Origin of the sequence: Pseudomonas brassicacearum (assembly GCF_003732175.1) — a bacterium.
In the GTDB taxonomy this organism is placed as follows: Bacteria; Pseudomonadota; Gammaproteobacteria; order Pseudomonadales; family Pseudomonadaceae; genus Aquipseudomonas; species Aquipseudomonas brassicacearum_G.
Genome location: NZ_MOBI01000002.1, coordinates 179,154 through 205,339 on the forward strand (window position 1 = coordinate 179,154; position 26,186 = coordinate 205,339).

The 26,186-nt window shown below is 59.9% G+C and carries 18 protein-coding genes; 6 read left to right on the plus strand and 12 right to left on the minus strand.

The window, feature by feature from the left end; all coding sequences use genetic code 11:
* Positions 1-166: 166 nt before the first annotated feature.
* Positions 167-2,164: an alpha-1,4-glucan--maltose-1-phosphate maltosyltransferase gene (locus tag BK658_RS01910; RefSeq protein ID WP_123580681.1), complete on the minus strand. Its 1,998-nt coding sequence runs from the start codon at positions 2,162-2,164 to the stop codon at positions 167-169.
* Between the two features lie 208 nt (positions 2,165-2,372).
* On the opposite strand from BK658_RS01910, the gene BK658_RS01915 reads away from it, so the two are divergent.
* The 3 genes from BK658_RS01915 (at position 2,373) to mapR (ending at position 5,859) form a co-directional block, all read left to right on the plus strand.
* Positions 2,373-2,606: a DUF3203 family protein gene (locus BK658_RS01915; RefSeq protein WP_123580683.1), complete on the plus strand. Its 234-nt coding sequence runs from the start codon at positions 2,373-2,375 to the stop codon at positions 2,604-2,606.
* Between the two features lie 195 nt (positions 2,607-2,801).
* Complete coding sequence (ccoG, locus tag BK658_RS01920; protein WP_123580685.1) at positions 2,802-4,214, plus strand: cytochrome c oxidase accessory protein CcoG; 1,413 nt, start codon at positions 2,802-2,804, stop codon at positions 4,212-4,214.
* A 235-nt stretch (positions 4,215-4,449) separates the two neighbouring features.
* Positions 4,450-5,859: a GntR family transcriptional regulator MpaR gene (mapR, locus tag BK658_RS01925; RefSeq protein ID WP_123580687.1), complete on the plus strand. Its 1,410-nt coding sequence runs from the start codon at positions 4,450-4,452 to the stop codon at positions 5,857-5,859.
* Between the two features lie 122 nt (positions 5,860-5,981).
* Here the strand turns inward: mapR and BK658_RS01930 are convergent, their stop codons facing one another.
* The 8 genes from BK658_RS01930 to BK658_RS01965 form a co-directional block, all read right to left on the minus strand.
* Positions 5,982-6,728 (minus strand): SDR family oxidoreductase, encoded by a 747-nt coding sequence (locus BK658_RS01930; RefSeq protein WP_123580689.1) that lies wholly within the window; start codon positions 6,726-6,728, stop codon positions 5,982-5,984.
* A gap of 93 nt (positions 6,729-6,821) precedes the next feature.
* Positions 6,822-8,903: a putative bifunctional diguanylate cyclase/phosphodiesterase gene (locus BK658_RS01935; RefSeq protein ID WP_123580691.1), complete on the minus strand. Its 2,082-nt coding sequence runs from the start codon at positions 8,901-8,903 to the stop codon at positions 6,822-6,824.
* 194 nt (positions 8,904-9,097) lie between these two features.
* Positions 9,098-10,591, minus strand: coding sequence for an efflux transporter outer membrane subunit (locus tag BK658_RS01940; RefSeq protein ID WP_123580693.1), 1,494 nt, complete (start codon positions 10,589-10,591; stop codon positions 9,098-9,100).
* Positions 10,588-13,695 carry an efflux RND transporter permease subunit gene (locus BK658_RS01945; RefSeq protein WP_123580695.1) on the minus strand — a complete coding sequence of 1,036 codons (3,108 nt, stop codon included), beginning with the start codon at positions 13,693-13,695 and terminating at the stop codon, positions 10,588-10,590. The genes BK658_RS01940 and BK658_RS01945 overlap by 4 nt, the downstream gene beginning before the upstream one ends.
* Entirely contained in the window at positions 13,692-16,796 is a 3,105-nt protein-coding gene (locus tag BK658_RS01950; RefSeq protein ID WP_123580697.1) for an MdtB/MuxB family multidrug efflux RND transporter permease subunit, read from the minus strand. The genes BK658_RS01945 and BK658_RS01950 overlap by 4 nt, the downstream gene beginning before the upstream one ends.
* Positions 16,793-18,109 carry an MdtA/MuxA family multidrug efflux RND transporter periplasmic adaptor subunit gene (locus BK658_RS01955; protein ID WP_123580699.1) on the minus strand — a complete coding sequence of 439 codons (1,317 nt, stop codon included), beginning with the start codon at positions 18,107-18,109 and terminating at the stop codon, positions 16,793-16,795. Before BK658_RS01955 ends, BK658_RS01950 begins: the two co-directional genes overlap by 4 nt.
* Before the next feature lie 180 nt (positions 18,110-18,289).
* On the minus strand, positions 18,290-18,790 hold the full coding sequence (gene tpx, locus BK658_RS01960; protein ID WP_019690760.1) for a thiol peroxidase: 501 nt from the start codon (positions 18,788-18,790) through the stop codon (positions 18,290-18,292).
* Between the two features lie 254 nt (positions 18,791-19,044).
* Positions 19,045-19,488 carry an SRPBCC family protein gene (locus BK658_RS01965; RefSeq protein WP_123580701.1) on the minus strand — a complete coding sequence of 148 codons (444 nt, stop codon included), beginning with the start codon at positions 19,486-19,488 and terminating at the stop codon, positions 19,045-19,047.
* Between the two features lie 272 nt (positions 19,489-19,760).
* Here BK658_RS01965 and BK658_RS01970 point away from each other — a divergent pair, with 272 nt between their 5' ends.
* Positions 19,761-21,167 (plus strand): DUF1254 domain-containing protein, encoded by a 1,407-nt coding sequence (locus BK658_RS01970; RefSeq protein ID WP_123580703.1) that lies wholly within the window; start codon positions 19,761-19,763, stop codon positions 21,165-21,167.
* A gap of 76 nt (positions 21,168-21,243) precedes the next feature.
* On the opposite strand, the gene BK658_RS01975 is transcribed toward BK658_RS01970, so the two are convergent.
* Together BK658_RS01975 and BK658_RS01980 are read right to left on the minus strand one after the other, a co-directional pair.
* A complete protein-coding gene (locus BK658_RS01975; protein WP_123580705.1) occupies positions 21,244-21,738 on the minus strand; it encodes a DUF934 domain-containing protein in 495 nt (164 codons plus the stop codon).
* Positions 21,735-23,408: a nitrite/sulfite reductase gene (locus BK658_RS01980; protein ID WP_123580707.1), complete on the minus strand. Its 1,674-nt coding sequence runs from the start codon at positions 23,406-23,408 to the stop codon at positions 21,735-21,737. The genes BK658_RS01975 and BK658_RS01980 overlap by 4 nt, the downstream gene beginning before the upstream one ends.
* A 264-nt stretch (positions 23,409-23,672) precedes the next feature.
* Between BK658_RS01980 and ccoN the strand changes: the two genes are divergently transcribed.
* Both ccoN and BK658_RS01995 read left to right on the plus strand, forming a co-directional pair.
* On the plus strand, positions 23,673-25,100 hold the full coding sequence (gene ccoN, locus BK658_RS01990) for a cytochrome-c oxidase, cbb3-type subunit I (protein ID WP_123580709.1): 1,428 nt from the start codon (positions 23,673-23,675) through the stop codon (positions 25,098-25,100).
* Between the two features lie 58 nt (positions 25,101-25,158).
* Positions 25,159-25,380 (plus strand): cbb3-type cytochrome c oxidase subunit 3, encoded by a 222-nt coding sequence (locus BK658_RS01995; protein WP_123580711.1) that lies wholly within the window; start codon positions 25,159-25,161, stop codon positions 25,378-25,380.
* Between the two features lie 169 nt (positions 25,381-25,549).
* On the opposite strand, the gene BK658_RS02000 is transcribed toward BK658_RS01995, so the two are convergent.
* Positions 25,550-26,044 carry a hypothetical protein gene (locus BK658_RS02000; protein WP_123580713.1) on the minus strand — a complete coding sequence of 165 codons (495 nt, stop codon included), beginning with the start codon at positions 26,042-26,044 and terminating at the stop codon, positions 25,550-25,552.
* Positions 26,045-26,186: the final 142 nt, after the last annotated feature.

The following is a 26,186-nucleotide window of genomic DNA, read 5'->3' on the forward strand; positions in this document are numbered from 1 at the left end:
GCTTCTCTGTGGCGAGGGGGCTTGCCCCCGTCGGCCGGTCCGCGTTCGGGCGTAGCAGTCGTAAAATCTGCGCACGCGGCGTGCCTGAAAAATGGGCTCTCTGGACCGGGGTCTGCTTCGCAGCCCAGCGGGGGCAAGCCCCCTCGCCACAAAAACTGCATCAACTTCAAGTTGCCGTTATCCGCCAAATCCCGAACGGCTGGTGCCACGGCTCGATGCGCATCCATTGGGTCTTGCCGTGCCAGTCCCAGCGGTGGCCGTTCATCAGGTCTTCACCCAGGGTCACCGCGTCGTCGGGCAGGCCCATCTCCCACAGCGGCAATTCGAAGTGCGCCTCCTGGGCGTTGAACGGGTCGAGGCTGACCGCCACCAGAATAAAATTGCTGCCATCGGCCGCGCGTTTACCGAAGTACAGAATGTTGTCGTTCCACACGTTGTAGACCTGCAGACCCAGATGGCTGTGCAAGGCCGGATTTTGCCGGCGAATGCGGTTGAGCTGGGCGATCTCGGCGATGATGTTGCCCGGTGCAGTGAAGTCCCGGACACGGATTTCATACTTCTCGGAGTCGAGGTATTCCTCCTTGCCCGGCACTGGCGCCGACTCGCACAGTTCAAACCCCGAATACATGCCCCACAGGCCCGAGCCCATGGTCGCCAGCGCAGCCCGGATCAGAAAGCCTGCGCGGCCCGACTCGTGGAGAAAGCCTGGATTGATGTCGGGCGTATTGACGAAAAAGTTGGGCCGAAAGCACTCGCGCCAGGGCGACTGGTTCAGCTCGGTGAGGTACGTCGCCAATTCGTGCTTGGTGTTACGCCAGGTGAAATAGGTGTAGCTCTGGGAGTAACCGACCTTGCCCAGGCGCGCCATCATCGCCGGGGTGGTAAAGGCCTCGGCCAGGAAGATCACTTCGGGATACAACGCCCGCACATCTCCGATCAGCCACTGCCAGAACGGCAAGGGTTTGGTGTGCGGATTGTCGACGCGGAAGATCTTCACGCCCTCCTCGACCCAACCGACCACAATGTCCCGCAGCTCCAGCCACAGGCTGGGAATCGCCTCGCTGGTGTAGAAGTCGACGTTGACGATGTCCTGGTATTTCTTCGGCGGGTTTTCGGCGTATTTGATGGTGCCGTCCGGCCGCCAGTTGAACCAGCCCGGATGCTGCTTCAGCCACGGATGGTCCTGGGAGCATTGAATGGCGAAATCCAGAGCGATCTCCAACCCGTGTGCGGCGGCGGCCTTGACCAGACGACGGAAGTCCTCGCGACTGCCCAACTGCGGGTGAATCGCCTCGTGCCCCCCCTCAATACCGCCGATGGCGTACGGGCTGCCGTGGTCATCAGGGCCGGCGGTCAGGGCGTTGTTGGGACCTTTGCGATAGCTGCGACCAATCGGGTGGATCGGCGGGAAGTACAACACGTCAAAGCCCATGTCCTGGATCATCGCCAGGCGTGAATGCACATCGTTGAACGTACCGTGGCGATCCGGATCTTCGGTGATCGAGCGAGGAAACAACTCATACCAACTGGCGAACTGCGCACGTTCGCGCTCGACGTCCAGCGGGTACTCCGGACTCAGGCTGAGGTAGGGACGCAGATCGGCCTCGGCCATCAGCCCGGCACTGCGCGGGTGCAAAAACAGCGCGACTTGCTCGGTTTCAAGCAGCCCGGCCAGCTCATGGTGCAGCGCTGCAAGTTTCTTGCTCAACTGACCGTCACTGCGCTCCGCCGCCTGCAGTACCTGGATGCGCCCTTCTTGCAGCTCCAGGCTGACCGGCACACCCGCGACATGCTTTTTCTCCAGTTCATGACAGAAACTGGCGAACTGGTCGAGCCAGGCTTCGATGCAAAACCGATACCTTCCTGGCATTGCGACGCTGAACTGCCCCTGCCAGGTGTTATTACCGAGATCGGTCATGACTTCGCTCTGCCAGATCGAGTCGGCCTCGGCACGCCAACGCACGCGCACCGCAAGCGTATCGTGACCGTCGGCAAAAACCTTGCTGGTCACCGTCACCGCCTGCCTTTCGATAGCCTTGGCCGCAAACTGGCCGCCATCGATCACAGGCATGGTGCTCTCGATGACAATCCGCGGCAGCAGCAAAGCCTGCGACAGTGGCAGTTGCGGGTTGTACTGCAGCTCAGTCGGTTTTTCAGTCGTCATCGAGCCTCGCCCCTTACGCCCCATGGACGCTCCTTTGCTTGATCGTGTGCTGCTTGCATGACGCTACTTAGGTTCCGAGCGCCGGGCGCTGCCAAAAGTTCAGATCCTTTCACTTTAGCCACGCTCCATGACCACTAATCGGTTAGACCGAACGATGAGCAAGACCTGTGCCCTAACCTTTTAGATCCCGCAGAAAAGGGTGACCCTCATGACCGTGCGAATCGAAAACCAGGTCTGCTTCTTCATCACCGAGAACGGCGAAGAGATTCGCCTTGCTGCCGATGTAACGATCATTACCGACGCGGACAAAGCCATGTCGGCGGTGGACCTCGATGACCTGCGCTTCTACATCACCGAAGCAGAAGCCGACGCATTAACCGTAGCAGGTGCTACCGATGGTCGCCGGCACCTGATGGTCACCAACGGTGATTCGGTGATTTGACTGACGCAGATCAGAGATCGCCGCAGACGCCTGTGACAGGCGCTGTCGCCGCGCCTGCCGGGGTGCATCAAGTTGTCGCAGGGGCGGATCAAGGACTCATCTGATCCGCTTTTTAATCCAATACCTGAGTCTGTTATGCAAACAGTTCGGTGATCATAGTTCATCTGCCTGATGGAGGCTGATGAGCGAAAGACCATGAGCGATAGAATCCCCGTCCGATTAGTAGAGACATTCGAGCCTTCGCGTCCAAAGATGAAGGCCAAATCCAGTGACAACCAGATTCACACCCGCAGCTTCACCGGCTTGTTCCGTACCTTGCGCCTGAGCGGCGCGGGGTTTCTGTTCCTGGCGTTTTTCGGCACTGTGTGGCTGAACTGGGGCGGCCGGCAGGCCGTACTCTGGGACTTGTCGGAAAGCAAATTCCATATCTTCGGCGCGACGTTCTGGCCGCAGGATTTCATCCTGCTCTCGGCGCTGCTGATCATCTGCGCCTTCGGCCTGTTCGCGATCACCGTGTTCGCCGGGCGAGTCTGGTGTGGCTATACCTGCCCGCAGAGCTCCTTCACCTGGCTGTTCATGTGGTGCGAAAAAGTCACCGAGGGCGAGCGCAATCAGCGGATCAAGCTGCAAGCCGCACCCTGGGGCCCGAACAAACTGCTGCGTCGCTCGGCCAAACACACGATGTGGCTGGCCATCAGTGTGCTGACGGGGCTGACGTTTGTCGGCTACTTCACGCCGATTCGCCCACTGGCCAATGAGCTGCTGACCCTGCAAATGGGCGGCGTCAGTCTGTTCTGGGTACTGTTCTTCACCGGCGCGACCTACATCAACGCCGGTTGGCTGCGTGAAGCCGTGTGCATGCACATGTGTCCGTATGCGCGGTTCCAGAGCGTGATGTTCGACAAAGACACGCTGACCATTTCCTACGACGCTGCCCGTGGCGAAAGCCGTGGCCCGCGCAAACGCGAGGTCAAGCCGGCCGCCGTGGGTCTGGGTGATTGCATCGACTGTCACCTGTGCGTGCAGGTCTGCCCGACCGGCATCGACATTCGCGACGGTTTGCAAATGGAGTGCATTGGCTGCGCGGCATGTATCGACGCCTGCGATTCGATCATGGACAAAATGGGCTATGCCCGTGGCCTGATCAGCTATACCTCCGAGCATGAGTTGCAAGGTGGCAAGACGCACCTGCTGCGGCCTCGGTTGATCGGCTACACCGCGGTGCTGGTGGTAATGATTGGTGCACTGACGCTAGCGCTGATGGAGCGGCCGATGGTCTCGCTGGACGTCAGCAAAGACCGTGGCCTGTTTCGCGAAAACAGCCAGGGGCAGATCGAAAACATCTACAGCCTCAAAGTCATCAACAAAACCCAACAGCGGCAGGACTATCGTTTGTCCTTGGTGGACGGCGACGGCTTCCAGCTGCAGGGCAAGACCGAGTTGAGCCTGGCGCCGGGAGAAATTGTTGATGTGCCTGTTTCAGTGGCCATGACCACCGACAAGCCAAGCAGTAGCTCGCAGAAGATCAGCTTCAAGATCACTGACAGCGATGAACCTTCGGCGAACAGCGTGGCACAAAGCCGTTTTGTTGCACCGTTGAATCGTTGAGCCTTTAAACTCTGCGCCCAGTCAGGGAGCCTCAGGTTGAGCAAAGTCATTGTGGCGAGGGGGCTTGCCCCCGTTCGACTGCGAAGCAGTCGTAACACTTGCATGTCATATCCATCTGTATGAACAAATGAAGGGGCTGCTGCGCAGCCCAACGGGGGCGAGCCCCCTCGCCACAAAGAGCTCCACTCGCCACAGAAGTATGTGTCGCCTGTTTTCCGTCAAATCCGGGTCCTAGATGAAACGCTACGAAAAATTCGCTGACGACATTGCTGAACTGATCCGCTCCGGGGTGCTCGGCCCTGGCCAGCGCGTACCCTCGGTGCGTTACGCCAGCCAGACTTACGGGGTCAGCCCGTCCACGGTGTTCCAGGCTTATTACCTGCTGGAGCGTCGCGGGCTGATCCGCGCCCGGCCGCGCTCCGGCTACTTCGTCAACACCCATGCGCCGAGCCCGTTCTCGGAGCCGGTGATCAGCAGCCAGGTCAACGAATCCACCGAAGTCGACGTCAGTGAACTGGTGTTCTCGGTGCTCGACTCGATCAAGGACCCGAACACCGTACCCTTCGGCTCGGCCTTCCCGAGCCCGACGCTGTTTCCACTGCAACGCCTGTCACGCTCGCTGGCCAGTGCCGCCCGGGAAATGGACCCACGCATGGTGGTGACCGACATGTCGCCGGGCAATCCGCAATTGCGCCGGCAAATCGCCCTGCGCTACATGGTCGGCGGCCTGATGCTGCCCATGGAAGAGCTGCTGATCACCAACGGTGCGCTCGAAGCGCTGAACCTGTGCCTGCAAGCGGTCACCGAACCTGGCGACCTGGTGGCCATCGAAGCCCCGGCGTTCTATGCCAGCCTGCAGGTGCTTGAGCGACTCAAACTCAAAGCAGTGGAAATCCCCGTGCACCCGCGCGACGGCATCGACCTCGGCGTGCTGGCGCAAACCCTCGAACGCCACCCGATCAAAGCCTGCTGGTGCATGACCAGTTTCCAGAACCCGATGGGCGCAACCATGCCCGAGGCCAAGAAACAGGAACTGGTCGAGTTGTTGCGCAGCCATCAAGTGCCGCTGATTGAGGACGATGTCTACGCCGAGCTCTATTACGGCCAGCAAGCGCCGAAACCGGCCAAAGCCTTCGACACCGAAGGGCTGGTGATGCACTGCGGCTCGTTCGCCAAAAGCCTCGCTCCCGGTTACCGCATCGGTTGGGTCGCCGCCGGGCGCTACGCGCAGAAAATCGAACGGCTGAAGCTGATGACCTCGCTCTGCGCCTCGATGCCGGCCCAGACGGCGATCGCCGATTACCTGCAACACGGCGGTTACGACCGCCACCTGCGCAAACTGCGTTACGCCCTCGAAGAACAGCAAAGCGCCATGCTCGCGGCCATCGCCCGCTACTTCCCGGCCCAAACCCGCGTCAGCCAACCGGCTGGCGGCTACTTCCTGTGGCTGGAATTGCCATCGCAAATGGATTCGTTGAAGTTGTTCCAGATGGCGTTGGCCCAAGGCATCAGCATTGCGCCGGGACCGATCTTTTCACCGACCCAGCGCTTCAGGAATTGCATTCGTTTGAACTACGGCAGCCCGTGGACCGAGGATGCCGAAAAGGCGATGGAAACGTTAGGGCGGATTGTGCGTTCGTTTTGAGACTTGAGTCGCCCCGACCGTTGCTATCGCGAGCAGGCTCGCTCCCACATGTGAAACGCATTCCCCTGTGGGAGCGAGCCTGCTCGCGATGAGGGTGGCACTGACAAAGCAAAACCTGAGGTTTAACGCCCGCCACCCAAGTCAACAAAGGTCCCGGTCGCATAAGAAGCCTTGTCCGACAGCAGCCAGATAATCGCCTCGGCCACTTCATCCGGGCGGCCGCCACGGGCCATGGGAATGCCCGATTCAAGCTTGCTGACCCGATCCGGGTCACCGCTCAGGGCATGGAAGTCGGTGTAGATGTAGCCGGGACGCACGGCATTGACGCGGATGCCTTCGCCGGCGACTTCCTTGGACAGGCCGATGGTGAACGTATCCAGCGCACCCTTGGAGGCTGCGTAGTCGACGTATTCACCCGGCGAGCCGAGGCGCGAGGCGACCGAGGAGACGTTGACGATGCTGCCGCCCTGCCCGCCATGTCTGGGCGACATGCGCAGTAGTGCATGCTTGGCGCAGAGAATCGGCGCCAGGACATTGGTTTTCAGGATTTTCAGAATGCGGAATTCGGACATTTCATCGACCCGCGACTTTTGTCCGACGGTGCCGGCGTTGTTCACCAGTGCGGTGACTCGGCCCAGCTCGGTGTCGACGCGATGGAACAGGCTGATCACTTCATCTTCGATGCTAACGTCTGCGCGCACCGCAATCGCCTGGGCGCCCAGCGCGCGGACTTGCTCGAGGACCTGTTGCGCGGCCTGCTCATCAGCCTGGTAGTTGATGCAGATTCGATAGCCCTGCTCAGCCGCCAGGAGCGCTGTAGCGGCGCCGATACCGCGACTGCCGCCGGTGATTACGATGACTTTGTCCATGTTGATTCCCCCCATTCAAACCCAAAGCCTTGCGCCGCAAGAATAACCGCCAATGCCGGGTTTTGCATGAACTGTCACTGCCACAGAGGTCTATCAGACTGTCACCAATTGCTCGGCCCGGTGTATATCGACCATGAACCGGTCGGCCGGTAACGGGTGACCGAGCAGGTAGCCCTGCAAGGAATCACAGCCTAGCTGAGTCAGGAAGTCCTGTTGCACATCGGTTTCCACGCCTTCGGCGACGATGCGCAAACCCAGCGCCTGCCCAAGGGCGACGATGGCCGAGACGATCGCCGCGTCATCGCTGTCGCGCTCAAGGTCACGGACAAAACCACGGTCGATCTTCAGCTCATTGGCCGGCAGGCGCTTGAGGTACATCAAGCTCGAATAACCGGTACCAAAGTCGTCGATGGACAGGTCGACACCCATTTCCGAGAGCTGCGCAAGCACTGTCATGCTCGCGTCGGCATCGCTCATGGCGGTGGTCTCGGTGATTTCCAGGGTCAGGCTGTTGGCCGGCAAACGGTGAGTGGCCAAGGCTTTGGCGACGCTTTGAACCAGCCCGGCATGACAGAACTGCAACGCCGAGAGATTCACCGCAATGCGCCAGTGGGTGTAACCCTGGACGTGCCAGACGCTCATTTGCCGACACGCTTCGTTGAGCACCCAGTCGCCGATCGGAATGATCAACCCGGTTTTCTCCGCCAGTTCGATGAACTTGTCCGGCAGCAGCATGCCCAGGGTCGGGTGTTCCCAGCGCAGCAAGGCTTCGGCACCGACCGGCCGACCATTGCTGGCGTCAAACTTGGGTTGGTAGTGCAGGCTGAATTGCTGTTGCTCGAGCGCATTACGCAAATCCTGAAGCATTTGCAGTTGCTTGCGGGCGTTGGTATTCATCGAGGCATCGAAGAAGCTGTAGCCGTTCTTGCCGGCACCCTTGGCGTGATACATCGCCGCGTCGGCGTTCATCAGCAGTTCTTGCGGGGTTTGTCCGTTGCCGGGGTATACGGCAATGCCAACGCTGGCAGAGATCTGCAAGTCGTGTTCGGCGACCCGGAACACGCGGGAGATCAACCCCACCTGGCGCGCCGCCAGACGCAAGGCATCGTCAGGTTCGGCGAGCTGCACCAGCAACACGAATTCATCGCCGCCTATCCGCGCCAGCGTGTCCTGGCCGCGCAGGTCCTCGCGCAAACGTACGCCGACTTCACGCAGCAACTGGTCGCCTATATGGTGACCAAAGGCATCGTTGACCGGTTTGAAACCATCAAGATCGATGAACATCAACGCAAAACAGCCGCCCTGCTCCTGCACCACATGCATGGCTTGATCGATGCGATCGGCCAACAGCACACGGTTCGGCAACCCGGTCAGGGGATCGTGCAACGCCAGCTGGGTGAGTTCGCGGTTGGCCAGGGTCAAGGAGTTGGCCAACTCGGCGGTACGTGCTTCCAGGCGTGCGTCGAGGATCGACGTCAGCAGCGCGATGCTCAACACTGCCAGAGTGGTGACCAGCACCAGATTGTCCAGGCCCTTGCCACTCAAACCGTCGAGTGCCACGCCACAGTAGCTACCTTCGGCAAATCGCGCGGCCGCCATCCCCGTGTAGTGCATGCCGACAATCGCGATACCCATGATCACCGCGGCGCCGCCACGAACGAGGCGCACATACGGGGTGTTCTGGCGTAAACGAAAGGCAATCCACAATGCCGCGGCCGAAGCGCCGACCGCGATCACCAGCGAAGCACCAAACAATGTCGGATCGTAATCGATACCCGGCTGCATGCGCATGGCGGCCATGCCGGTGTAATGCATGCCGCTGATGCCCGCGCCCATGATCAATGCGCCAAACGCCAGTTGCCAGCCCGGCATACGCGGCTGGCTGACCAGCCACAGCGCGAACCCGCAGGACAGAATGGCGATCACCAGCGACAACGCGGTGATACCGATATCGTAGCCGAGGATGATCGGCAACCTGAACGCCAGCATGCCAATGAAGTGCATCGACCAGACGCCGATACCCATCGCCAACGCGCCACCCGCCGTCCAAAAGTGAACTGCGCGGCCTTTGGCGGTTGCGATGCGACCGGTCAGGTCCAGGGCGGTATAGGAGGCAAGAATCGCCACGCAAAGGGAGATCAGAACCAGCGCAGGGGAATAGCTACCGATGAGCATCAGAACTTCTCGTGGCCGCCCCGCTGGACTGCATCCATGCTCGTTGGGGCAAAGTGCGCGATTGTACTGATTCCATCAACGAACGCACTCACAAAGTAACCAATAAGCCATTAGCGCGACGCAAATTTTTAACGCGTCGAACATGTGCAGACAGATGAATTGATTCAGCTGATTTGCGACGGCTGCGCCCTTGGCTACTCTTTCTTGCTGGCCTGGGTTTGGCCATCCCAGCCACCGCCCAATGCGGCAATCAGGTTCACGCTGGCAATCAGCCGGCTTTGCTGCAAGGTCAGCACGCTACGCTCGTTGCTCAGCGCTGTAGCCTGGACCACCACCACATCAAGGTAGGCGATCAATCCGGCCTTGTACTGGTTCAAGGTCAGGCGCAACGACTCGCGGGCCGCGTCCAGCGCTTCCTGACGCACCGCGGCTTCGTCCTCCATGACCTTGAGCTGCACCAGGTAGTTTTCGACTTCGCGGAACCCGTCGAGTACGGTTTGCCGATACTTGGCCACGGTCTGGTCGTAAGCCGCCTCGGTACGGTCGACATCCGCCGAGCGCTGGCCACCATCGAACAAGGTCATGGCGAGCTTCGGCCCCACCGACCAGAAACGGTTCGGCAAGCTGATCAGGTCAGAATACGTGCTACTGCTGTAGCCGCCACTCATGCTCAAGGTCAGGTCCGGGTAGTAAGCCGCCTTGGCCACGCCGATGTTGGCGTTCGCGGCGATGACCGAGCGCTCGGCGGATGCGATGTCCGGGCGTCGCTCCAGCAGTTGCGAGGGCAGGCTCAGCGGAACCTGCGGCAATGCTGGAATGTTCTGGGTTTCAGCCAGATTGAAGTCAGCCGGCGGCAAGCCGATCAGCACCGCAATCGCGTTCTCGAACTGCGCACGCTGCCAGATCAGGTCGACCATGTCGGCCTGAGTGCTTTTCAGTTGGGTTTGCGCCTGGGCGACCGCGTCCTTGCCGGACACCCCCGCGCGGTACTGGTTTACGGTCATTTGCAGCGAGCGCTGATAATTCTCGACTGTGGATTGCAGCAAGCGCTTTTGCTGGTCGATCACTCGCAATTGCAGGTAGTTCTGCACCAGCTCCGATTGTTGACTCAGGCGCATCGCGGCCAGGTCGGCAAAACTCGCTTGGGCACTGGCCTTGTCGGCTTCCAGGCCGCGACGCAATTTGCCCCAGACGTCCGCCTCCCAACTCACCCCAAGCTGGGTGTTATAAGTGTCGCGAATGCCACTGTTGGTACTGCTCAGGCTTGAACTGCTGCTGCCAGTGCCCTGGCTCGAACGGGTTTTCCCGGCGCTCAGATCAACCGTCGGAAAAAACGCACCTCGAGCACTGCGTACCAAGGCCTGTGCCTGACGGTATTGGGCTTCGGACTGGGCAACGGTCTGGTTGGCACTGTTGAGTTTTTCGACCAGCCCGTTGAGCTGCTGATCACCGTACAGCTCCCACCAGGCGCCACGCGCCAATGAGTCACTCGGTGTCGCCTGACGCCAGCCGTCTGCCTGCTTGTACTGTGCCGGCTCGGCCACTGGTGGGCGATGATAATCCGGGCCGATGGCGCAGGCACTGAGCATCAAGACGCTGAGCGAAAGACTCAGCAAGCGCGAGCCACGGGCCGACACCAGGCGCCGGGCCAGCGGTGCGTCGAGGTTGAGTGGGCAACGGTCAGTCATAGCGGAGTTTCCAGAGAAGCATCGGTACGAACCCCACGCCAGCGGTTGACCCGATGGCGCAAACGGTCGAGATAGAGGTAAACCACCGGGGTGGTGAAAAGCGTCAGCACCTGGCTGAAAATCAACCCGCCAATGATGGTCAGGCCCAAGGGTTGGCGCATTTCTGCGCCTTCGGCAGTGCTGAGCAACAAGGGCAAGGCGCCCAGAATCGCCGCCAGGGTAGTCATCAGAATCGGCCGCAGACGCAACAGACACGCGCTGCGAATCGACTCCAGCGGCTCCATACCCTGATGGCGTTCAAGTTGTAGCGCGAGGTCAATCATCAGAATGGCGTTTTTCTTCACCACGCCAATCAACAGAAACAGCCCGAGCAGCGAAATCAGGCTGAACTCGCCGCCCAGCACATAGATCGACAGCAACGCACCGACACCCGCCGAAGGCAATGTCGAAAGGATCGTCAGCGGGTGCACGTAACTTTCGTACAGCACGCCCAGCACCAGATACACCGCCACCAGCGCGCCGAGAATCATCCACGGCTGGCTCTTCTGGGTCGCCGCGAAAGCGTCGGCAGTGCCGGCCATCTTGGCGATCACTTCTTCCGGCAGCCCCAGCTTGGCAATCGCCCGTTCGATGGCGGCCGAGCCTTGCTCAACGGTGACGCCTTCGGCCATATCAAAAGAGACGCTTTCGGAAGCGAACTGCCCTTCATGGCTGACCCGGTCGTTTTCCAGGCTGTTTTCATAGTGGGCAATCGCCGACAGCGGAATGCGCGCCCCTGCAGCGGTGATCACCTGAACCTGATTGAGGGTGATCGGATCCTGGGCGTATTTCGGATTGACCTCCATCACCACCTGATACTGGTTGAGACTGTCGTAAATGGTCGATATCTGGCGCTGGCTATAGGCGTTGTTCAGCACTGCGGTGACCATCGACATGTCGACGCCAAGGCGTTTGGCCTGGTCACGATCGACCACCAGTGTCACCTGCGCGGCACCTCGCCCTTCACGGGCGTCGATGGCCGTCAGTTCAGGCAATGCCTTGAGTGCGGTGACGACCTTCGGATACCACTCGCGCAACGCCGACAAATCACCGCTTTGCAGGATGTAGGTGTATTGCGAGGTGGTCTGCTCGCGGCCACCGCCAAACTGCAAGTCCTGGTCGGCCATCAGCATCAATTGGGCACCGGCGACCTTGGGCATTTCCTTGCGCAGGCGCTCGATGACCTTCTGCGCAGAGATATTGCGTTCCTTGATCGGCTTCAGGCGCACCAGCATGAAAGCGTTATTGGTGCCGTTGGTACCGCCAATAAAACCGGCGACACTTTCCACTGCAGCGTCTTTCAACACTGCACGGCGGAAGGTTTCCATTTTCGGCTGCATGACATTGAACGAAAGGCCATTGTCGCCGCGGACAAAACCGATCAGCTGGCCGGTGTCCTGCTGCGGCAGAAAGGTCTTGGGCACCACTACATACAGGGCGATGTTGACGCCAATGGTGACAAACAGGCTGAGCAGCGTCAGCCGCTTGTGACGCAGCACCCAATCCAGGCCGCTGGCATAGTGCTTGACCATCCAGTCATTGGCGCGCCGACTGGCGCGCTGCAAACGGTTTTCCTCGCCTGGCGTATGGGGTTTCAACCAGCGGGCACAGAGCATCGGCGTCAGGGTCAGGGAGACCACCAGCGACACCACGATTGACGCTGCAAGCGTTATCGAAAACTCGCGGAACAGGCTCTCGATGATCCCGCCCATGAACAGAATCGACAGGAACACCGCCACCAGCGAAACGTTCATCGACAGCAAGGTAAAACCGACTTCCTTGGCGCCCAGGTACGCCGCCTTCATCGGCGCGATCCCTTCGTCGATGTGCCGCGAAATGTTTTCGAGCACCACGATGGCATCGTCCACCACCAGCCCCGTGGCCAGAATCAGCGCCATCAGCGACAGGTTGTTCAGCGAAAAGCCATAGAGGTACATCACCGCGAACGTACCGACCAGCGACACCGGTACCGCCAGCGTCGGGATCAACGACGCGCGGAAGTTACCGAGGAACAGGTACACCACCAGAATCACCAGCGCCACGGCAATCAGCAGGGTCATTTCCGCTTCGTGCAGGGTCGCCTTGATCACCGGTGAGCGGTCCATCGCCAGGTTCAGCTTGACGCTGGCCGGCAATACCGCCTGCAACGCCGGCAACTGCGCCTTGATAACGTTGACCGTTTTAATGATGTTGGCACCGGCCTGACGGTTGATCACCAGCAGCACTGCCGCGTCGTCGTTGAAGAAACCGCTGTTGTAGCGGTCTTCGACGCTGTCGCGGACCTTGGCCACATCACCCAGGCGCAACGCCGAGCCATTCTGGTAGCGAATGATCAGCGGTTCATAATCCTTGGCCTTCTCCAACTGGTCGTTGGCCTGGACCTGCCACATCCGCTGGTCGTCTTCGATCGAGCCCTTGGGCCGGCGCACGTTGGCGTTGGCGATGGTGTTGCGCACATCATCCAGCGCCACACCGTACTGGTTCAGCAGTTGCGGTTCGAGTTCGATCCGCACCGCCGGCAACGAGCTACCGCCAATCTGCACTTCGCCGACACCGGGCACCTGAGACAGGCTTTGCGAAAGGATGGTCGAGGCCAGGTCGTAGAGCTGACCTTTTTCCAGCACGTCCGAGGTCAGCGACAGCACCATGATCGGCGCCTGGGACGGGTTGACCTTCTTGTAGGTCGGCATGCTGCGCATACCGCTGGGCAGCAGGTTGCGCGAGGCGTTGATCGCCGCTTGCACTTCTCGCGCCGCGCCATTGATGTCGCGGTCCATGTCAAATTGCAGGATCACCCGGGTCGAACCCTGGCTGGACCGGCTGCTCATGGTGTTGACCCCGGCGATGGCGCCGAAGGATCGCTCCAACGGCGTCGCCACGGTGGACGCCATGACCTCGGGGCTCGCGCCCGGCAGGCTCGCCGACACCACAATCACCGGGAAATCCATTTGCGGCAGCGGCGACACCGGCAGCAAGCCGAAACTCACGCCGCCCAGCAGCATGATCGCCAGGCTCAGCAACATCGTCGCTACAGGCCGGCGAATGAAAGGTCCGGACAGGTTCATGGCAGCTCTACCGGCTCCAGGCGCTCAGGCGCACGCCGCCAGCGCCGACCGAGGCGGTCGAAGTACAGATAGATCACCGGCGTGGTAAACAGCGTCAGCACCTGGCTGACCAGCAAGCCCCCAACCATCACCAGACCCAATGGCTGGCGCAGTTCAGCACCTGAACCGGTAGCGAGCATCAACGGCACCGCGCCAAACAACGCGGCCAGGGTGGTCATCAGAATCGGCCGGAAACGCAGCAGCGCCGCCTGATAGATCGCGGTCGCCGGGTCCATGCCCTGATTGCGCTCGGCGTCGAGGGCGAAGTCGATCATCATGATCGCGTTCTTCTTGACGATGCCGATCAGCAAGATGATGCCGATGATCGCGATCATGCCCAGGTCATTGCCGCTGAGAATCAACGCCAGCAAGGCGCCGACCGCCGCCGATGGCAGCGTCGAGAGAATGGTGATCGGGTGAATGTAGCTTTCGTACAGCACGCCGAGCACGATGTACATGGTCACCACCGCCGCCAGAATCAGCAGCAAGGTGCTCGACAGCGAGGCCTCGAACGCCTGGGCCGCACCCTGGAACTGAGTCTGCACGCCAAGCGGCATGCCGATGTCCTGCTGCACCTTGTTGATCAGCTCCACTGCCTGGCCCAGCGCCACGCCTGGCGCGAGGTTGAAGGACATCATCACTGCCGGGAACTGGCCGATGTGCGCAATCGCCAATTGCGCCTGGCGTTCTTCGACGTGGGCCAGGCTGGACAGCCGCACCTGGCCGCCACTGGTGGTCTTGACGTGAATCTGCTCCAGCGCCTGCGGGCCGATCTTCTCGCCGTCCTGCGCCTGCATCACCACGCGATACTGGCTGGCCTGGGTGTAAATAGTCGAGATCTGCCGCTGGCCGAAAGCATCGTATAGCGCGTCGGTGATGTTCGACACCGAAACCCCGATTCGCGAAGCCGCATCACGATCGATCACCAGATAGACCTGCAAGCCCTTGTCCTGCAAGTCGCTGGCAACGTCGGTCAGCTCTGGTTGTTTGCCCAGCGCCTCGACCAGTCGCCCGCTCCACAGGCTGAGCATCTCGGCATCCGGCGACGACATGCTGAATTGGTACTGTGTGCGGCTGACCCGGTCTTCGATGGTCAGATCCTGCACCGGCTGCATGAACAGACGAATGCCCACCAGTTTGTCCAGCTGCGGCTGCAACCGGCTGATCACCTGGGCTGCGCTCAGGTCACGCTCTTTGTGCGGCTTGAGGTTGATCAGCAAGCGCCCGCTGTTCAGGGTCGCGTTGTCGCCGTCGACACCGATATAGGACGACAGGCTTTGCACCGCTGGGTCGGCCAGGATGACCTTGGCCAGTTCCTGCTGGCGCTGGCTCATGGCGGCGAAGGAAATCGATTGCGGCGCCTCGGAAATACCCTGGATCACCCCGGTGTCCTGCACCGGGAAAAAGCCCTTGGGTACCACGATGTACAGGAACACGGTCAGGCCCAGAGTGGCGATGGCCACCAACAGGGTCAACGGCTGGTGCTTGAGCACCCACTGCAACTTGCGCCCGTAGGCGGCGATCAGCCAGTCGATCCACGCACCGCTGGCCCGGTAGAAACGGCCCTGTTCTTCTGGCTTGGGTTCACGCTTGAGCAACCGCGCGCACATCATTGGTGTCAGGGTAAGGGAGACCACCAGGGAAATCAGGATCGCCACCGCCAGGGTAATCGCAAACTCGCGGAACAGGCGCCCCACTACATCGGCCATGAACAACAGCGGGATCAATACCGCGATCAGCGACAACGTCAGCGAGATCAGGGTGAAACCGATCTGCTTGGCGCCCTTGAGCGCCGCCTGCAACGGGCTGTCGCCCTCCTCGATGAAGCGCGAAATGTTTTCCAGCATGACGATCGCGTCGTCCACCACAAAACCGGTGGCGATGGTCAACGCCATCAAGGTCAGGTTGTTGACCGAGAAACCGGCCAGGTACATCACGCCAAAGGTGCCAACCAGCGACAACGGCACCGCAATCGACGGGATGATCGTGGCACTGGCCCGGCGCAAGAACAGGAACGTCACCATCACCACCAGGGCGATGGCGATCAGCAGCTCGTGCTGCACATCCGTGACAGAAGCGCGGATGGTCTGGGTACGGTCGGTCAGCACGGTAACGTCGAGGCCGGCCGGCAGGTTATCGGTGATGCTTGGCAACAGGGCCTTGATCCGGTCGACCACTTCGATCACGTTGGCACCCGGCTGACGCTGGATGTTCAGCAGCACAGCCTGGTTTTCATTGGCCCACGCGGCGAGACGTTCGTTTTCAGCGCCATCGACAATCTGCGCGACGTCCTTGAGTCGCAATGGCGCACCGTTCTTGTAGGCCAGAATCAGTTCGGCGTAGTCCTTGGGCGAGGTCAACTGATCGTTGGCATCAAGCATCGAGACCCGGGTCGGGCCGTCGAAGTTGCCTTTGGGCTGGTTGACGTTGGACGCGCCGATCAAGGTGCGCACGTCCGAGAGGTTCAAGCCGTTGGCCGCCAAGGCTTCCGGGTTGACCTTGATCCGCACGGCCTGACGCTGGCCGCCGGCGATACTGACCATGCCGACGCCACTGATCTGGGCGATTTTCTGCGCCATGCGCGTGTCGACCAAATCATTGAGCTTGGGCAGCAGCATGGTTTTGGAGGTGATCGCCAGGGTCAGCACCGGGGTGTCCGCCGGGTTGACCTTGTTGTACACCGGCGGTGCCGGCAAGTCCTTGGGCAACAGATTGGTCGCCGCGTTGATCGCCGCTTGCACCTGCTGCTCGGCGACGTCCATGTTGATGTCGAGGCTGAAGCGCAGGGTCAGTACCGAGGCGCCGCCGGAACTGGTCGAGGCCATTTGGGTCAGGCCGGGCATTTGCCCGAACTGGCGCTCAAGTGGCGCGGTGACCGCACTGGTCATCACATCAGGACTGGCGCCCGGGTACAGGGTCATGACCCGAATGGTCGGGTAATCGACCTGGGGCAATGCCGAGACCGGCAACAACTTGTAGGCAATCATGCCGGCCAAAACAATGGCCAGCATGCTCAGAGTGGTGGCTACCGGGCGAAGGATAAACAGCCGCGAGATGTTCATGCGCGGCCCTTGTGCGCCTTGCCTGAGGCTTTCGGGTCGGTGGCGGCGCTTGTCGATGGCTCCTGGTTATCCGTCGGGGTCACGGGGGCGGCAGTGTTGCTGTCATTGACCACTTCAACTTCACTGCCCTCCTTGAGGCGGTCAGTGCCCTCCAGAACCACGCGATCACCGGCTTTCAAGCCTTCCTTGATCACCGTGTTGTCGCCATCGCTGGCGCCGATCTTCAACGGGCGAATGGTGACTTTCTTGTCACCGTCCAGGACATAGGCAAAGGTGCCGTTGGTCCCGAACTGAATGGCTGCCGAAGGCGCCAGCACCACGCCCTTGAGGGTGTCGGCCAGCAGTCGGACATTGACGAACTGATTCGGGAACAGTGCCAGATCGCGGTTGTCGTAGCGTGCCTTGAACTTCAGTGTGCCGGTGGTGGTGTCGATCTGGTTGTCGAGGCTTTGCAAGACACCGCTGGCCTGCAATTTGGTATCGCCACGATCCCAGGCTTCAGCCGGCAGTTTGGCACCGGAGTGGTAGCGGGTCAGCACGGTATCGAGAGTATTTTCCGGCAAAGTAAAGACCACGCTGATCGGCTGGGTCTGGGTAATGACCGCCAGGGACGTGGTGTCATTGGCGGACACCAGGTTGCCGACGTCCAGCTGCCGCAGACCGACACGCCCGGTAATCGGCGCACGGATCTTGGTGAATTCCAGATTGAGTTTGGCGTCGTTGACCGCCGCCTGATTGGTCTTGACCGTGCCCTGGTACTGCCCCACCAGCGCAGCTGCGGTGTCGAGGGTCTGTTTGGCGATACTGTCTTGTGCATACAAACCGCGATAGCGTTCCACGTCCACCTGCGCGTTTTTCAACTGTGCCTGGTTCTGCAACAACGTGCCTTCGGCCTGCAGCAAGGCGTTCTGATAGGGGCGCGGGTCGATCTCGGCGAGCAGATCGCCTGCCTTGACCATTTGCCCTTCTTCAAACGCAATCTTCACCAGTTCACCGCCCACACGGCTGCGCACATTGATGGTGTTCAGCGCAGTGACCGTGCCCAGCGCTTTGTAGTACAGCGGGAAATCCCCCACCACGGCGGGGGCGACCCGAACCGGAACCGGTCCTGTAGCGCCGCCGAACCCAGGACGCATCCCGCCAGACTTGCCGACATGCCCGGCCGCCGCTTTTGCTGTCGGGGCGGTTTTCTGAGCCGCGCCGCCTGGCCAGAACTTCCAGCACAGGCCGGCGATGACCAACAGAACCAGCAGGCCGAATAGCCAGCGACGGGAATGACGGGAAGCAGAGGATTGCATGGAGTGATCAACCATTGGGCGCGTGTGGACATCTTTATACGGGAGGGTGAACGATAAGCACTGACGACGTTTAAGCAAAGCGCCTTTACCGGCAATTTACCTTCAGCCTGCTTTTGCGAATTTTTCGCTAAATCACTGAAGCACAAATGAAAACGGCCTGGACAGAGCCAGGCCGTTAATAATTGTAAAATGCGGTTACTTCAAAACGGCCAACGCCGCTTCGTAGTTTGGCTCTTCAGCGATTTCTTTAACCAGCTCGCTGTGCAGCACAGTGTCGTTTTCATCGAGTACGACCACTGCACGGGCGGTCAGGCCTTTGAGTGGGCCGTCGGCAATGGCAACGCCGTAGTTTTCGATGAACTCACGACCGCGCAGGGTCGACAGGTTCTGAACGTTTTCCAGGCCTTCAGCGCCGCAGAAGCGTGCCTGGGCGAACGGCAGGTCAGCCGAGATGCACAGGACAACGGTGTTGGCCACGTCGTTGGCCTGAGCGTTGAACTTGCGTACCGAGGTGGCGCAGGTCGGAGTGTCGATGCTTGGGAAGATGTTCAGCACTTTGCGTTTGCCGGCGAAGCTCGCCAGGGTCACGTCGGACAGATTGCCGGCAACCAGGGAAAAGGCTGGCGCCTTGGAACCGGCTTGTGGCAGTTGGCCGTTGACTTGAACCGGATTGCCTTTGAGGGTGACTTGAGCCATGAACGGAGTCCTTCTGAACGTTGTTTGGAAAATATCGAAGAGGTCGAAGTTAACCACGAAATTGTCCGACGACCTATGGTGAGATACAAATTGTGATGTGTCGTCGCCCAAACTGGATACAACTCTAACAACCAACACAAAACCCTGTGGGAGCGAGTTTGCTCGCGATGGCAGTGTTACATCCGACATTGATGCTGAATGTTATGGCCGCATCGCGAGCAAGCTCGCTCCCACAGGACCGCATACAGGCTGCTTCAGCCCAGCAAGCGCAGCATATTGCGATGCCGCGCCTCGAAAATCCGCCGCATGTAGGCATTGACCATCAACCACTCCAAAAGTGCACCGCCAATAGCCGCGTAGGTCACGCGATCGGTGTACAGCGTCCCGCCCTCCACCGCCGCGACCCGGTGCTCATGACGAAATGCAGCCATCGGCCCCTTGAGCATTTCGTCGATGAAATGGCTGTCGCTGACCTCGCGAATCGTCACGGTCCAGGTCGCCGGAATACAGCCGAACGTCCAGTGACGAAAACTGAACTCGCGACCGGCAGCGATACGCAAGTCGTTCACGTCGATGTTGCCCAATGGCGTCACCCGTTCCGGGAAGATTTTCGGGAAGTTGCTGCCTTCAAGGCAAAAATCGAGAACCTGTGCAGGCGTACGCCCTTTGATCAGTGTGGAGAGTTCCAGAACGGGCATTGACAGTGACCTTCCTTTGAGCACGAATACCGGCAGATTAGCACCCACCTTTTAACGTATTACAGCGCTTTTCACATGCAAGCCTGTGAATAGGCTTATTATTTCGGCGCACGAAATTTAGGTGAATGAATGCACCAAGTGACCGGGTAACGACCCGCAATGACGTGCGCCCTTGTTCAGTAACGGAAACTTGTTTCGACAAAAACCGCAAACTCGACGACATTACGCCCGTGAAATAACACCTGAATCGCGCTTATCCATAGGACTGTGCAATGACCATCGAAAAACCGACCCGCCTGTTGCTCGCCGGCCTCTCTTTGCTACTGAGCGCCAGCGCCTGGGCAGATTTCAGCGCCAGCCCCGAAGAGGCCCGGGGGATCGCCAAAGACGCGTATCTCTACGGCTTCCCGGTGGTGGAAATGTACAAGACCCTGTACACCCAGGCGGTGGACAAGAACGGTCCGAACTTCAAGGCACCGCTCAACCATATCGGCAATACGGCCAGGGCGTTCACCCCCAAGGACACCGCGTTCGTTACCCCAAACCCGGACACTCCCAGTTCATCTCTCTGGATGGACCTGCGCGCGGAGCCTGTGGTTGTGACCCTGCCGCAGATCGCCGAAGAGCGTTACTACTCGGTACAACTGGTCGACCTCTACACCCAGAACTTTGCTTATCTGGGCACCCGCAGCACGGGTAACAAGGGCGGGACCTTCATGATTGCCGGTCCCAATTGGCAAGGTCAGCAACCGGTGAAGATCGATCGCCTGGTACGTAGCGAAACCAATATTGCCTATGCGCTGTACCGTACGCAGCTGTTTGATGAAAAGGACCTGGAGAAGGTCAAGAAAATCCAGCACGGCTACAAGGTTCAGACGCTGAGCCAATACCTGGGGCAACCGGCACCGGCCGCCGCACCAAAAATCGACTGGCCAAAACCAACCCCGACCATGAGCGACAGCCCGGAGCTGTTTCGCTACCTGAACTTCATGCTCGGCTTCGCCCCGGCGCAAGACGTTGAAAAAGACCAACTGGCACGTTTCGCGAAAATCGGTATTGTTGCCGGCCAGCCGTACGACCTCAAAGCCCTCACCGCCGAACAGCGCAAGGCCCTCGACGACGGGATTGCCGATGCCAAGGCCGAGTACGCGGCGTTCAAGAAAGACAAGATCGATACCCATCAGGTCAACAACGGTGACTTGTTCGGTACCCGCGACCACTTGAACAGCAATTATCTGTACCGCTACGCCGGCGCCAACCTGGGGATCTTTGGCAACTCGGCCGATGAAGCAGCCAAGTTCAGTTATCTGGTCGACAGCCTGGGCAAACCGGCTAATGGCGCGAGACACAGCTACACCGTGCACTTTGACAAGGATCAGTTGCCGCCAGCCGATGCGTTCTGGTCGCTGACCATGTACGACGGCAAGACCAAACTGCTGGTACCTAACCACAAGAAACGCTACCTGCTCAACTCGCGCATGCTGTCCACCTTCAAGCGCGACCCGGATGGCGGCCTGACGCTTTATCTGCAGCACTCCGAGCCGCTCAAGGATCAGCGCAGCAACTGGCTGCCGGCGCCGCACGGCCCGTTCTACGCGGTGTTGCGCCTGTACCTGCCCCAGCCTCAGGTCGGCAACGGTCAATGGAAACTGCCGCCGCTGACGCCGATCAACCCGTAAGTTGACGTGATACGCAAACCGTGTGCACCCACGCAACGTGGGTGCACACGTCACCCGGAACTGCCGATCGTGGTACTCAGCGTCGGCGAAACAACGGTCGTGGCTCGATCACCGAGCGACCGTAATGCACACTCATCCCCACCAGCCCCTTGAGGGCATCTTCAGCGCATTTGTCTTCACGCACCGCGAAAGCATCGAAACCGCATTGGCGCATATGGCTGAGCTGGTCGCGCAGCACATCGCCAATCGCCCGCAACTCCCCCGCCCAGCCCAAACGCGTGCGCAACAGGTAAGCCTGGCTGTAAGCCCGGCCATCGCGGAAACTTGGAAACTCCAGCGCGATCATGGGTATCAGCTTGAGCCACGGCTTGAGACTCTCGACCTCGTCATCCGGCCCCAGCCACACCGCGTCTCGTGACGGATGATGTTCAATACGGCGCATCAGCCACAGAGCCAGCGGCAAAATCAGTGGCCCCACTGGCAGTTCGCTTTCCAGGTCCCTGACCAGCATCCACGGATCGTCGTCGACCTTAAGCGCAGCACCTTCTTCCAACCGCAGCAGATTATTCATGCAACGACCTCCAGGCTCTTGGGATAAACGCGCTCCTTGAACGGCTCCAGACCGATGCGCTGCAGGGTATCGACAAACAGCTCTTCGCTCTCGCGGTAACGGACAAAGGTCGCGATGATCCGCTCGATCACCTGCGGTACTTCGGCGGCGCTGAACGACGGGCCGATGACCTTGCCCAACGCGCTGTTCTTGCCCTGTGATCCGCCGAGGGTGACCTGGTACCACTCGCTGCCATTCTTATCGACGCCAAGAATGCCGATATTGCCGATGTGGTGATGACCACAGGCATTCATGCAGCCAGAGATATTGAGGCTGATGTCGCCCAGGTCGTGAAGGTAATCAAGGTCATCGAAACGTGCCTGGATCGCTTGGGCAATGGGGATCGATTTGGCATTGGCCAACGCGCAGAAATCGCCACCGGGGCAGGCAATGATGTCGGTCAGCAAACCGATGTTGGCGCAGCCCAGTCCGCGCTCGCAGGCCAGGCACCACAACGCGTACAGGTCAGCCTTGGGCACGTCCGGCAGGACTATGTTCTGTTCATGGGCAATACGGATTTCGCCGAAACCGAACTGCTCGGACCAATCGGCCACCGCGTCCATCTGCGCATCTGTGACATCACCGGGCGGTGAGGCCATGCCGGGTTTGGTGGACAGCACCACGCTGGTGTAGCCAGGTACTTTGTGCGGCTGCACGTTACGCGCGACCCAACGTGCGAACGCCGGGTTCTCGGTCAGGCGAGTGCCGAAGTCCAGATCTGTGTCAGCCAGCGGCTCATAGGTAGGTGGCACGAATGCGCTGGCGACGCGCTGGTATTCGACGTCGGTCAACTGCGCCGGGCCGTCCTTGAGGTGTTGCCATTCCTGCTCGACTTCCTGGGCGAAGGCCTCGATGCCCAGCGCCTTGACCAGAATCTTGATCCGCGCCTTGTACTTGTTGTCACGCCGACCGTGGCGGTTGTACACCCGCAACACCGCCTCGACGTAGGACAGCAAATGCTGCCACGGCAACCCTTCACGGATCTGCAAGCCGAGGATCGGCGTGCGCCCCAGACCGCCGCCGACAATCACCCGCAGCAGCATCTGCCCGGCCGCATCGCGGTAAAGGTAGAGACCGATGTCATGCATCATGATCGCCGCGCGGTCCTGTTTCGCTGAACAGATGGCGATCTTGAATTTACGTGGCAAAAACAAAAATTCCGGATTGATGGTCGACCACTGCCGGAGGATTTCCGCCAAGGGCCGCGGGTCGATCAGCTCATCTGCCGCCACCCCGGCAAAGGCTTCGGTGGTGATGTTGCGCACGCAGTTGCCGGAGGTCTGGATCGCATGCATTTCGACCTGGGCCAGGCGCTCGAGGATGTCCGGCACCTGGGCCAGTTCGATCCAGTTGAATTGCATGTTCTGTCGGGTGGTGAAGTGCCCGTAACCCCGATCGTAATCCCGGGCGATGCTCGCCAGCGTACGCATCTGCCGGGCACTGAGAGTGCCGTAAGGAATGGCCACCCGCAGCATGTAGGCGTGCTTTTGCATGTACAGGCCGTTTTGCAGGCGCAACGGCAAAAACTCCTCCTCACTCAAGGCTCCAGCCATGAACCGCTCGACCTGATCGCGGAACTGCGCAACCCGTTCAAAGACCAGGGCCCGGTCATAGTCATCGTACTGATACATGTCGCTACCTCATCAGGGTTGATCGGGCTCTGCGGCTCGTTTCTGGGGGAGTGACTATGCAGTAGCGGCTCAGCTGGTTACAGATTCAGCTAAAGACTAAAAAACCATATCAGGGCGCGGCAGATCACCGCAGGTAGGCCTTACATCTGATCCGTATTAATGCAGTTTTTCTGAGTCTGTTTTGTTTCGACCAGGGTTTCTACAGTTGACTGCATGCCAGACCGGGTGGCCTGGCAAGACTTTGCAACCGTGGAAGCATTGACCATGAGCACAGCAGCAATCGGACAGGCCTATAACTACAAGGTCGTCCGCCAATTCGTCGTGGCAACAGTGGTATGGGGCGTTATCGGGATGGCGATGGGCGTGTGGATCGCCTCGCAACTGGTGTGGCCGGAAGCGAACCTCGATTTGCCCTGGACCACCTTTGGCCGCTTGCGCCCGCTGCACACCAGCCTGGTGATTTTCGGTTTTGCCGGCAGCGCACAATTTGCCGCCAGTTACTACGCAGTGCAGCGCACCTGCCAAGTGCGACTGTACAGCGACAAACTCGCCGCCTTCACCTTCTGGGGCTGGCAATCGGTGATTGTCAGCATGCTGATCACCCTCCCCCTGGGCTACACCACCACCAAGGAATACGCCGAGATCGAATTCTCCGGCGCGGTGTGGATGACGGTGGTCTGGGTCGCCTACGCCATAGTGTTTTTCACCACCGTGGTGCAGCGCAAGACCAAGCACATCTACGTCGGCAACTGGTTCTTCGGTGCGTTCATTGTGGTGATCGCCATGCTGCACGTGGTCAATCACCTGTCGATTCCGGTGGACTGGTTCAAGTCCTATCCAGTGTATTCCGGGGCCACCGATGCGATGGTGCAGTGGTGGTATGGGCACAACGCAGTGGGCTTCTTCCTGACCACCGGCTTCCTCGGGATGATGTATTATTTCGTGCCGAAACAGGTCGGCCGGCCGGTGTATTCCTATCGGTTGTCGATCGTGCATTTCTGGGCGCTGATCACCCTGTACATCTGGGCCGGCCCGCATCACTTGCACTACACCGCACTGCCGGACTGGGCGCAATCACTGGGCATGGCGATGTCGCTGATCCTGCTGGCGCCGAGCTGGGGCGGGATGATCAACGGCATGATGACGCTCTCGGGTGCCTGGCATAAGTTGCGCACCGACCCGATCCTGCGGTTTTTGGTGCTGTCGCTGGCGTTCTACGGCATGTCGACCTTCGAAGGGCCGATGATGGCGATCAAAACGGTCAACGCGCTCTCCCACTACACCGACTGGACCATCGGCCACGTACACGCCGGCGCCTTGGGCTGGGTGGCAATGATCACCTTCGGCTCGCTGTATCACATGATCCCGAAAGTCTTCGGCCGCGAGCAGATGTACAGCATCGGCCTGATCAACACGCACTTCTGGCTGGCCACCATCGGCACCGTGCTGTACATCGCCTCGATGTGGGTCAACGGCATCACCCAGGGCCTGATGTGGCGCGCCATCAACGACGACGGTACGCTGACCTATTCCTTCGTCGAAACCCTGGTGGCCAGCCATCCGGGCTTCATCGTGCGTTTCGTCGGCGGCGTGTTCTTCCTCAGCGGCATGCTGCTGATGGCTTACAACACCTGGCGCACCGTGCGGGTCGCCGATCTGAAAATCGCCGAGCAAGAAGCGCAGATCGCTTGATCCGGCCCATGACGCAAGCCTCACCGGCTTGCGTCTCTCACCTCAAGGAATGTTCGTCATGATCGAAATCATGTTGGATCTGTTGGGCGTGGCGTGCCTGTATTTATCGGTGGAGTATTGCTTGAAGCATCAGTCGGCCGAAAGTCTGGAAGATGCCAGCCTGATTCCGTTTGCCGATGACCCGGAAGTGGCGCACAGGGTTGAGTTGGCGACAGGCAAGACCGTCAAGGCCGTTGCACCCGAAGAGGCCAGGCCGGGTTGGGGGAATCTGGAGATTTGAAGTTCCCCCCTGTGGCGAGGGGGCTTGCCCCCGTTGGAGCGCAAAGCGGTCCAAAAGTCGCTGATCGTATTGTGTCAGGGAAAATGCATTTGCCGGTTTTACGACTGCTTCGCAGCCGAACGGGGGCAAGCCCCCTCGCCACAAAGGCTCACACCTGCCAGAACTCGCCTCAACCCCGATCGCGCGGTATCAGGCTCTGCAACTGCTGCGCCAGGAAATTCGCGTCGAAGGCAAAGGTGTCCGGGTCTTTCAGACCGTTGGTCTTGCGCCACTGCCAGTCAGTCGAAGGTGGCTGGCACACCAGTGACACACTGCCGTAACGCGCAGCGGTCAGACCCATGACCGCCAGTGAAATCAGCCCGCCGGCGCCCATCACCTCCGGCACGATTTCCACTGGTTTGCCGGCGATCAGAATGCTCAGTTTTTCGGTCTTGAAGGTCGAACTCTCGACCGGCACGTTCGCCCCGAACGCCACATAGGCTTCGCGGCTCACTTCCAGCAAGTGCGGGGTCTTGACCGGAGCCAGCCACTGTTCGATCTGCCCGAACAACTCGCTTATACGCGTTGCCCACACGGCCGATTGGGTTTCAAACAACTGCTTCTTGTGCGCTTCGCTTTCTGCGTAATGGCGAAGCATCTCACCTAGTTGCTGTACGTCGTCCATTGCTGTGTTCCTTTGGTTGAAGCAGTACTGCGGACTTTGAGCATGGCAGATGCACGCTGCCGGTGTACGACTAAAACCGGGCATGCACCCCCTGCTGACGCTTCAGCGCCGCACCAAGGGTTTACTCCGCTGCAGGATCGCG

Bases quoted from the DNA above. Each gene is read 5' to 3' on its own strand.
- BK658_RS01915 (WP_123580683.1), top strand. From the start codon at position 2,373: ATGACCGTGCGAATCGAAAACCAGGTCTGCTTCTTCATCACCGAGAAC.
- BK658_RS01980 (WP_123580707.1), bottom strand. From the start codon at position 23,408: ATGTATCAGTACGATGACTATGACCGGGCCCTGGTCTTTGAACGGGTT.
- BK658_RS01910 (WP_123580681.1), bottom strand. From the start codon at position 2,164: ATGACGACTGAAAAACCGACTGAGCTGCAGTACAACCCGCAACTGCCA.
- BK658_RS01930 (WP_123580689.1), bottom strand. From the start codon at position 6,728: ATGGACAAAGTCATCGTAATCACCGGCGGCAGTCGCGGTATCGGCGCC.
- ccoG (WP_123580685.1), top strand. From the start codon at position 2,802: ATGAGCGATAGAATCCCCGTCCGATTAGTAGAGACATTCGAGCCTTCG.
- BK658_RS01945 (WP_123580695.1), bottom strand. From the start codon at position 13,695: ATGAACCTGTCCGGACCTTTCATTCGCCGGCCTGTAGCGACGATGTTG.
- BK658_RS01950 (WP_123580697.1), bottom strand. From the start codon at position 16,796: ATGAACATCTCGCGGCTGTTTATCCTTCGCCCGGTAGCCACCACTCTG.
- BK658_RS01935 (WP_123580691.1), bottom strand. From the start codon at position 8,903: ATGCTCATCGGTAGCTATTCCCCTGCGCTGGTTCTGATCTCCCTTTGC.
- ccoN (WP_123580709.1), top strand. From the start codon at position 23,673: ATGAGCACAGCAGCAATCGGACAGGCCTATAACTACAAGGTCGTCCGC.
- BK658_RS02000 (WP_123580713.1), bottom strand. From the start codon at position 26,044: ATGGACGACGTACAGCAACTAGGTGAGATGCTTCGCCATTACGCAGAA.
- BK658_RS01995 (WP_123580711.1), top strand. From the start codon at position 25,159: ATGATCGAAATCATGTTGGATCTGTTGGGCGTGGCGTGCCTGTATTTA.
- tpx (WP_019690760.1), bottom strand. From the start codon at position 18,790: ATGGCTCAAGTCACCCTCAAAGGCAATCCGGTTCAAGTCAACGGCCAA.
- BK658_RS01955 (WP_123580699.1), bottom strand. From the start codon at position 18,109: ATGGTTGATCACTCCATGCAATCCTCTGCTTCCCGTCATTCCCGTCGC.
- BK658_RS01940 (WP_123580693.1), bottom strand. From the start codon at position 10,591: ATGACTGACCGTTGCCCACTCAACCTCGACGCACCGCTGGCCCGGCGC.
- BK658_RS01970 (WP_123580703.1), top strand. From the start codon at position 19,761: ATGACCATCGAAAAACCGACCCGCCTGTTGCTCGCCGGCCTCTCTTTG.
- BK658_RS01965 (WP_123580701.1), bottom strand. From the start codon at position 19,488: ATGCCCGTTCTGGAACTCTCCACACTGATCAAAGGGCGTACGCCTGCA.
- BK658_RS01975 (WP_123580705.1), bottom strand. From the start codon at position 21,738: ATGAATAATCTGCTGCGGTTGGAAGAAGGTGCTGCGCTTAAGGTCGAC.
- mapR (WP_123580687.1), top strand. From the start codon at position 4,450: ATGAAACGCTACGAAAAATTCGCTGACGACATTGCTGAACTGATCCGC.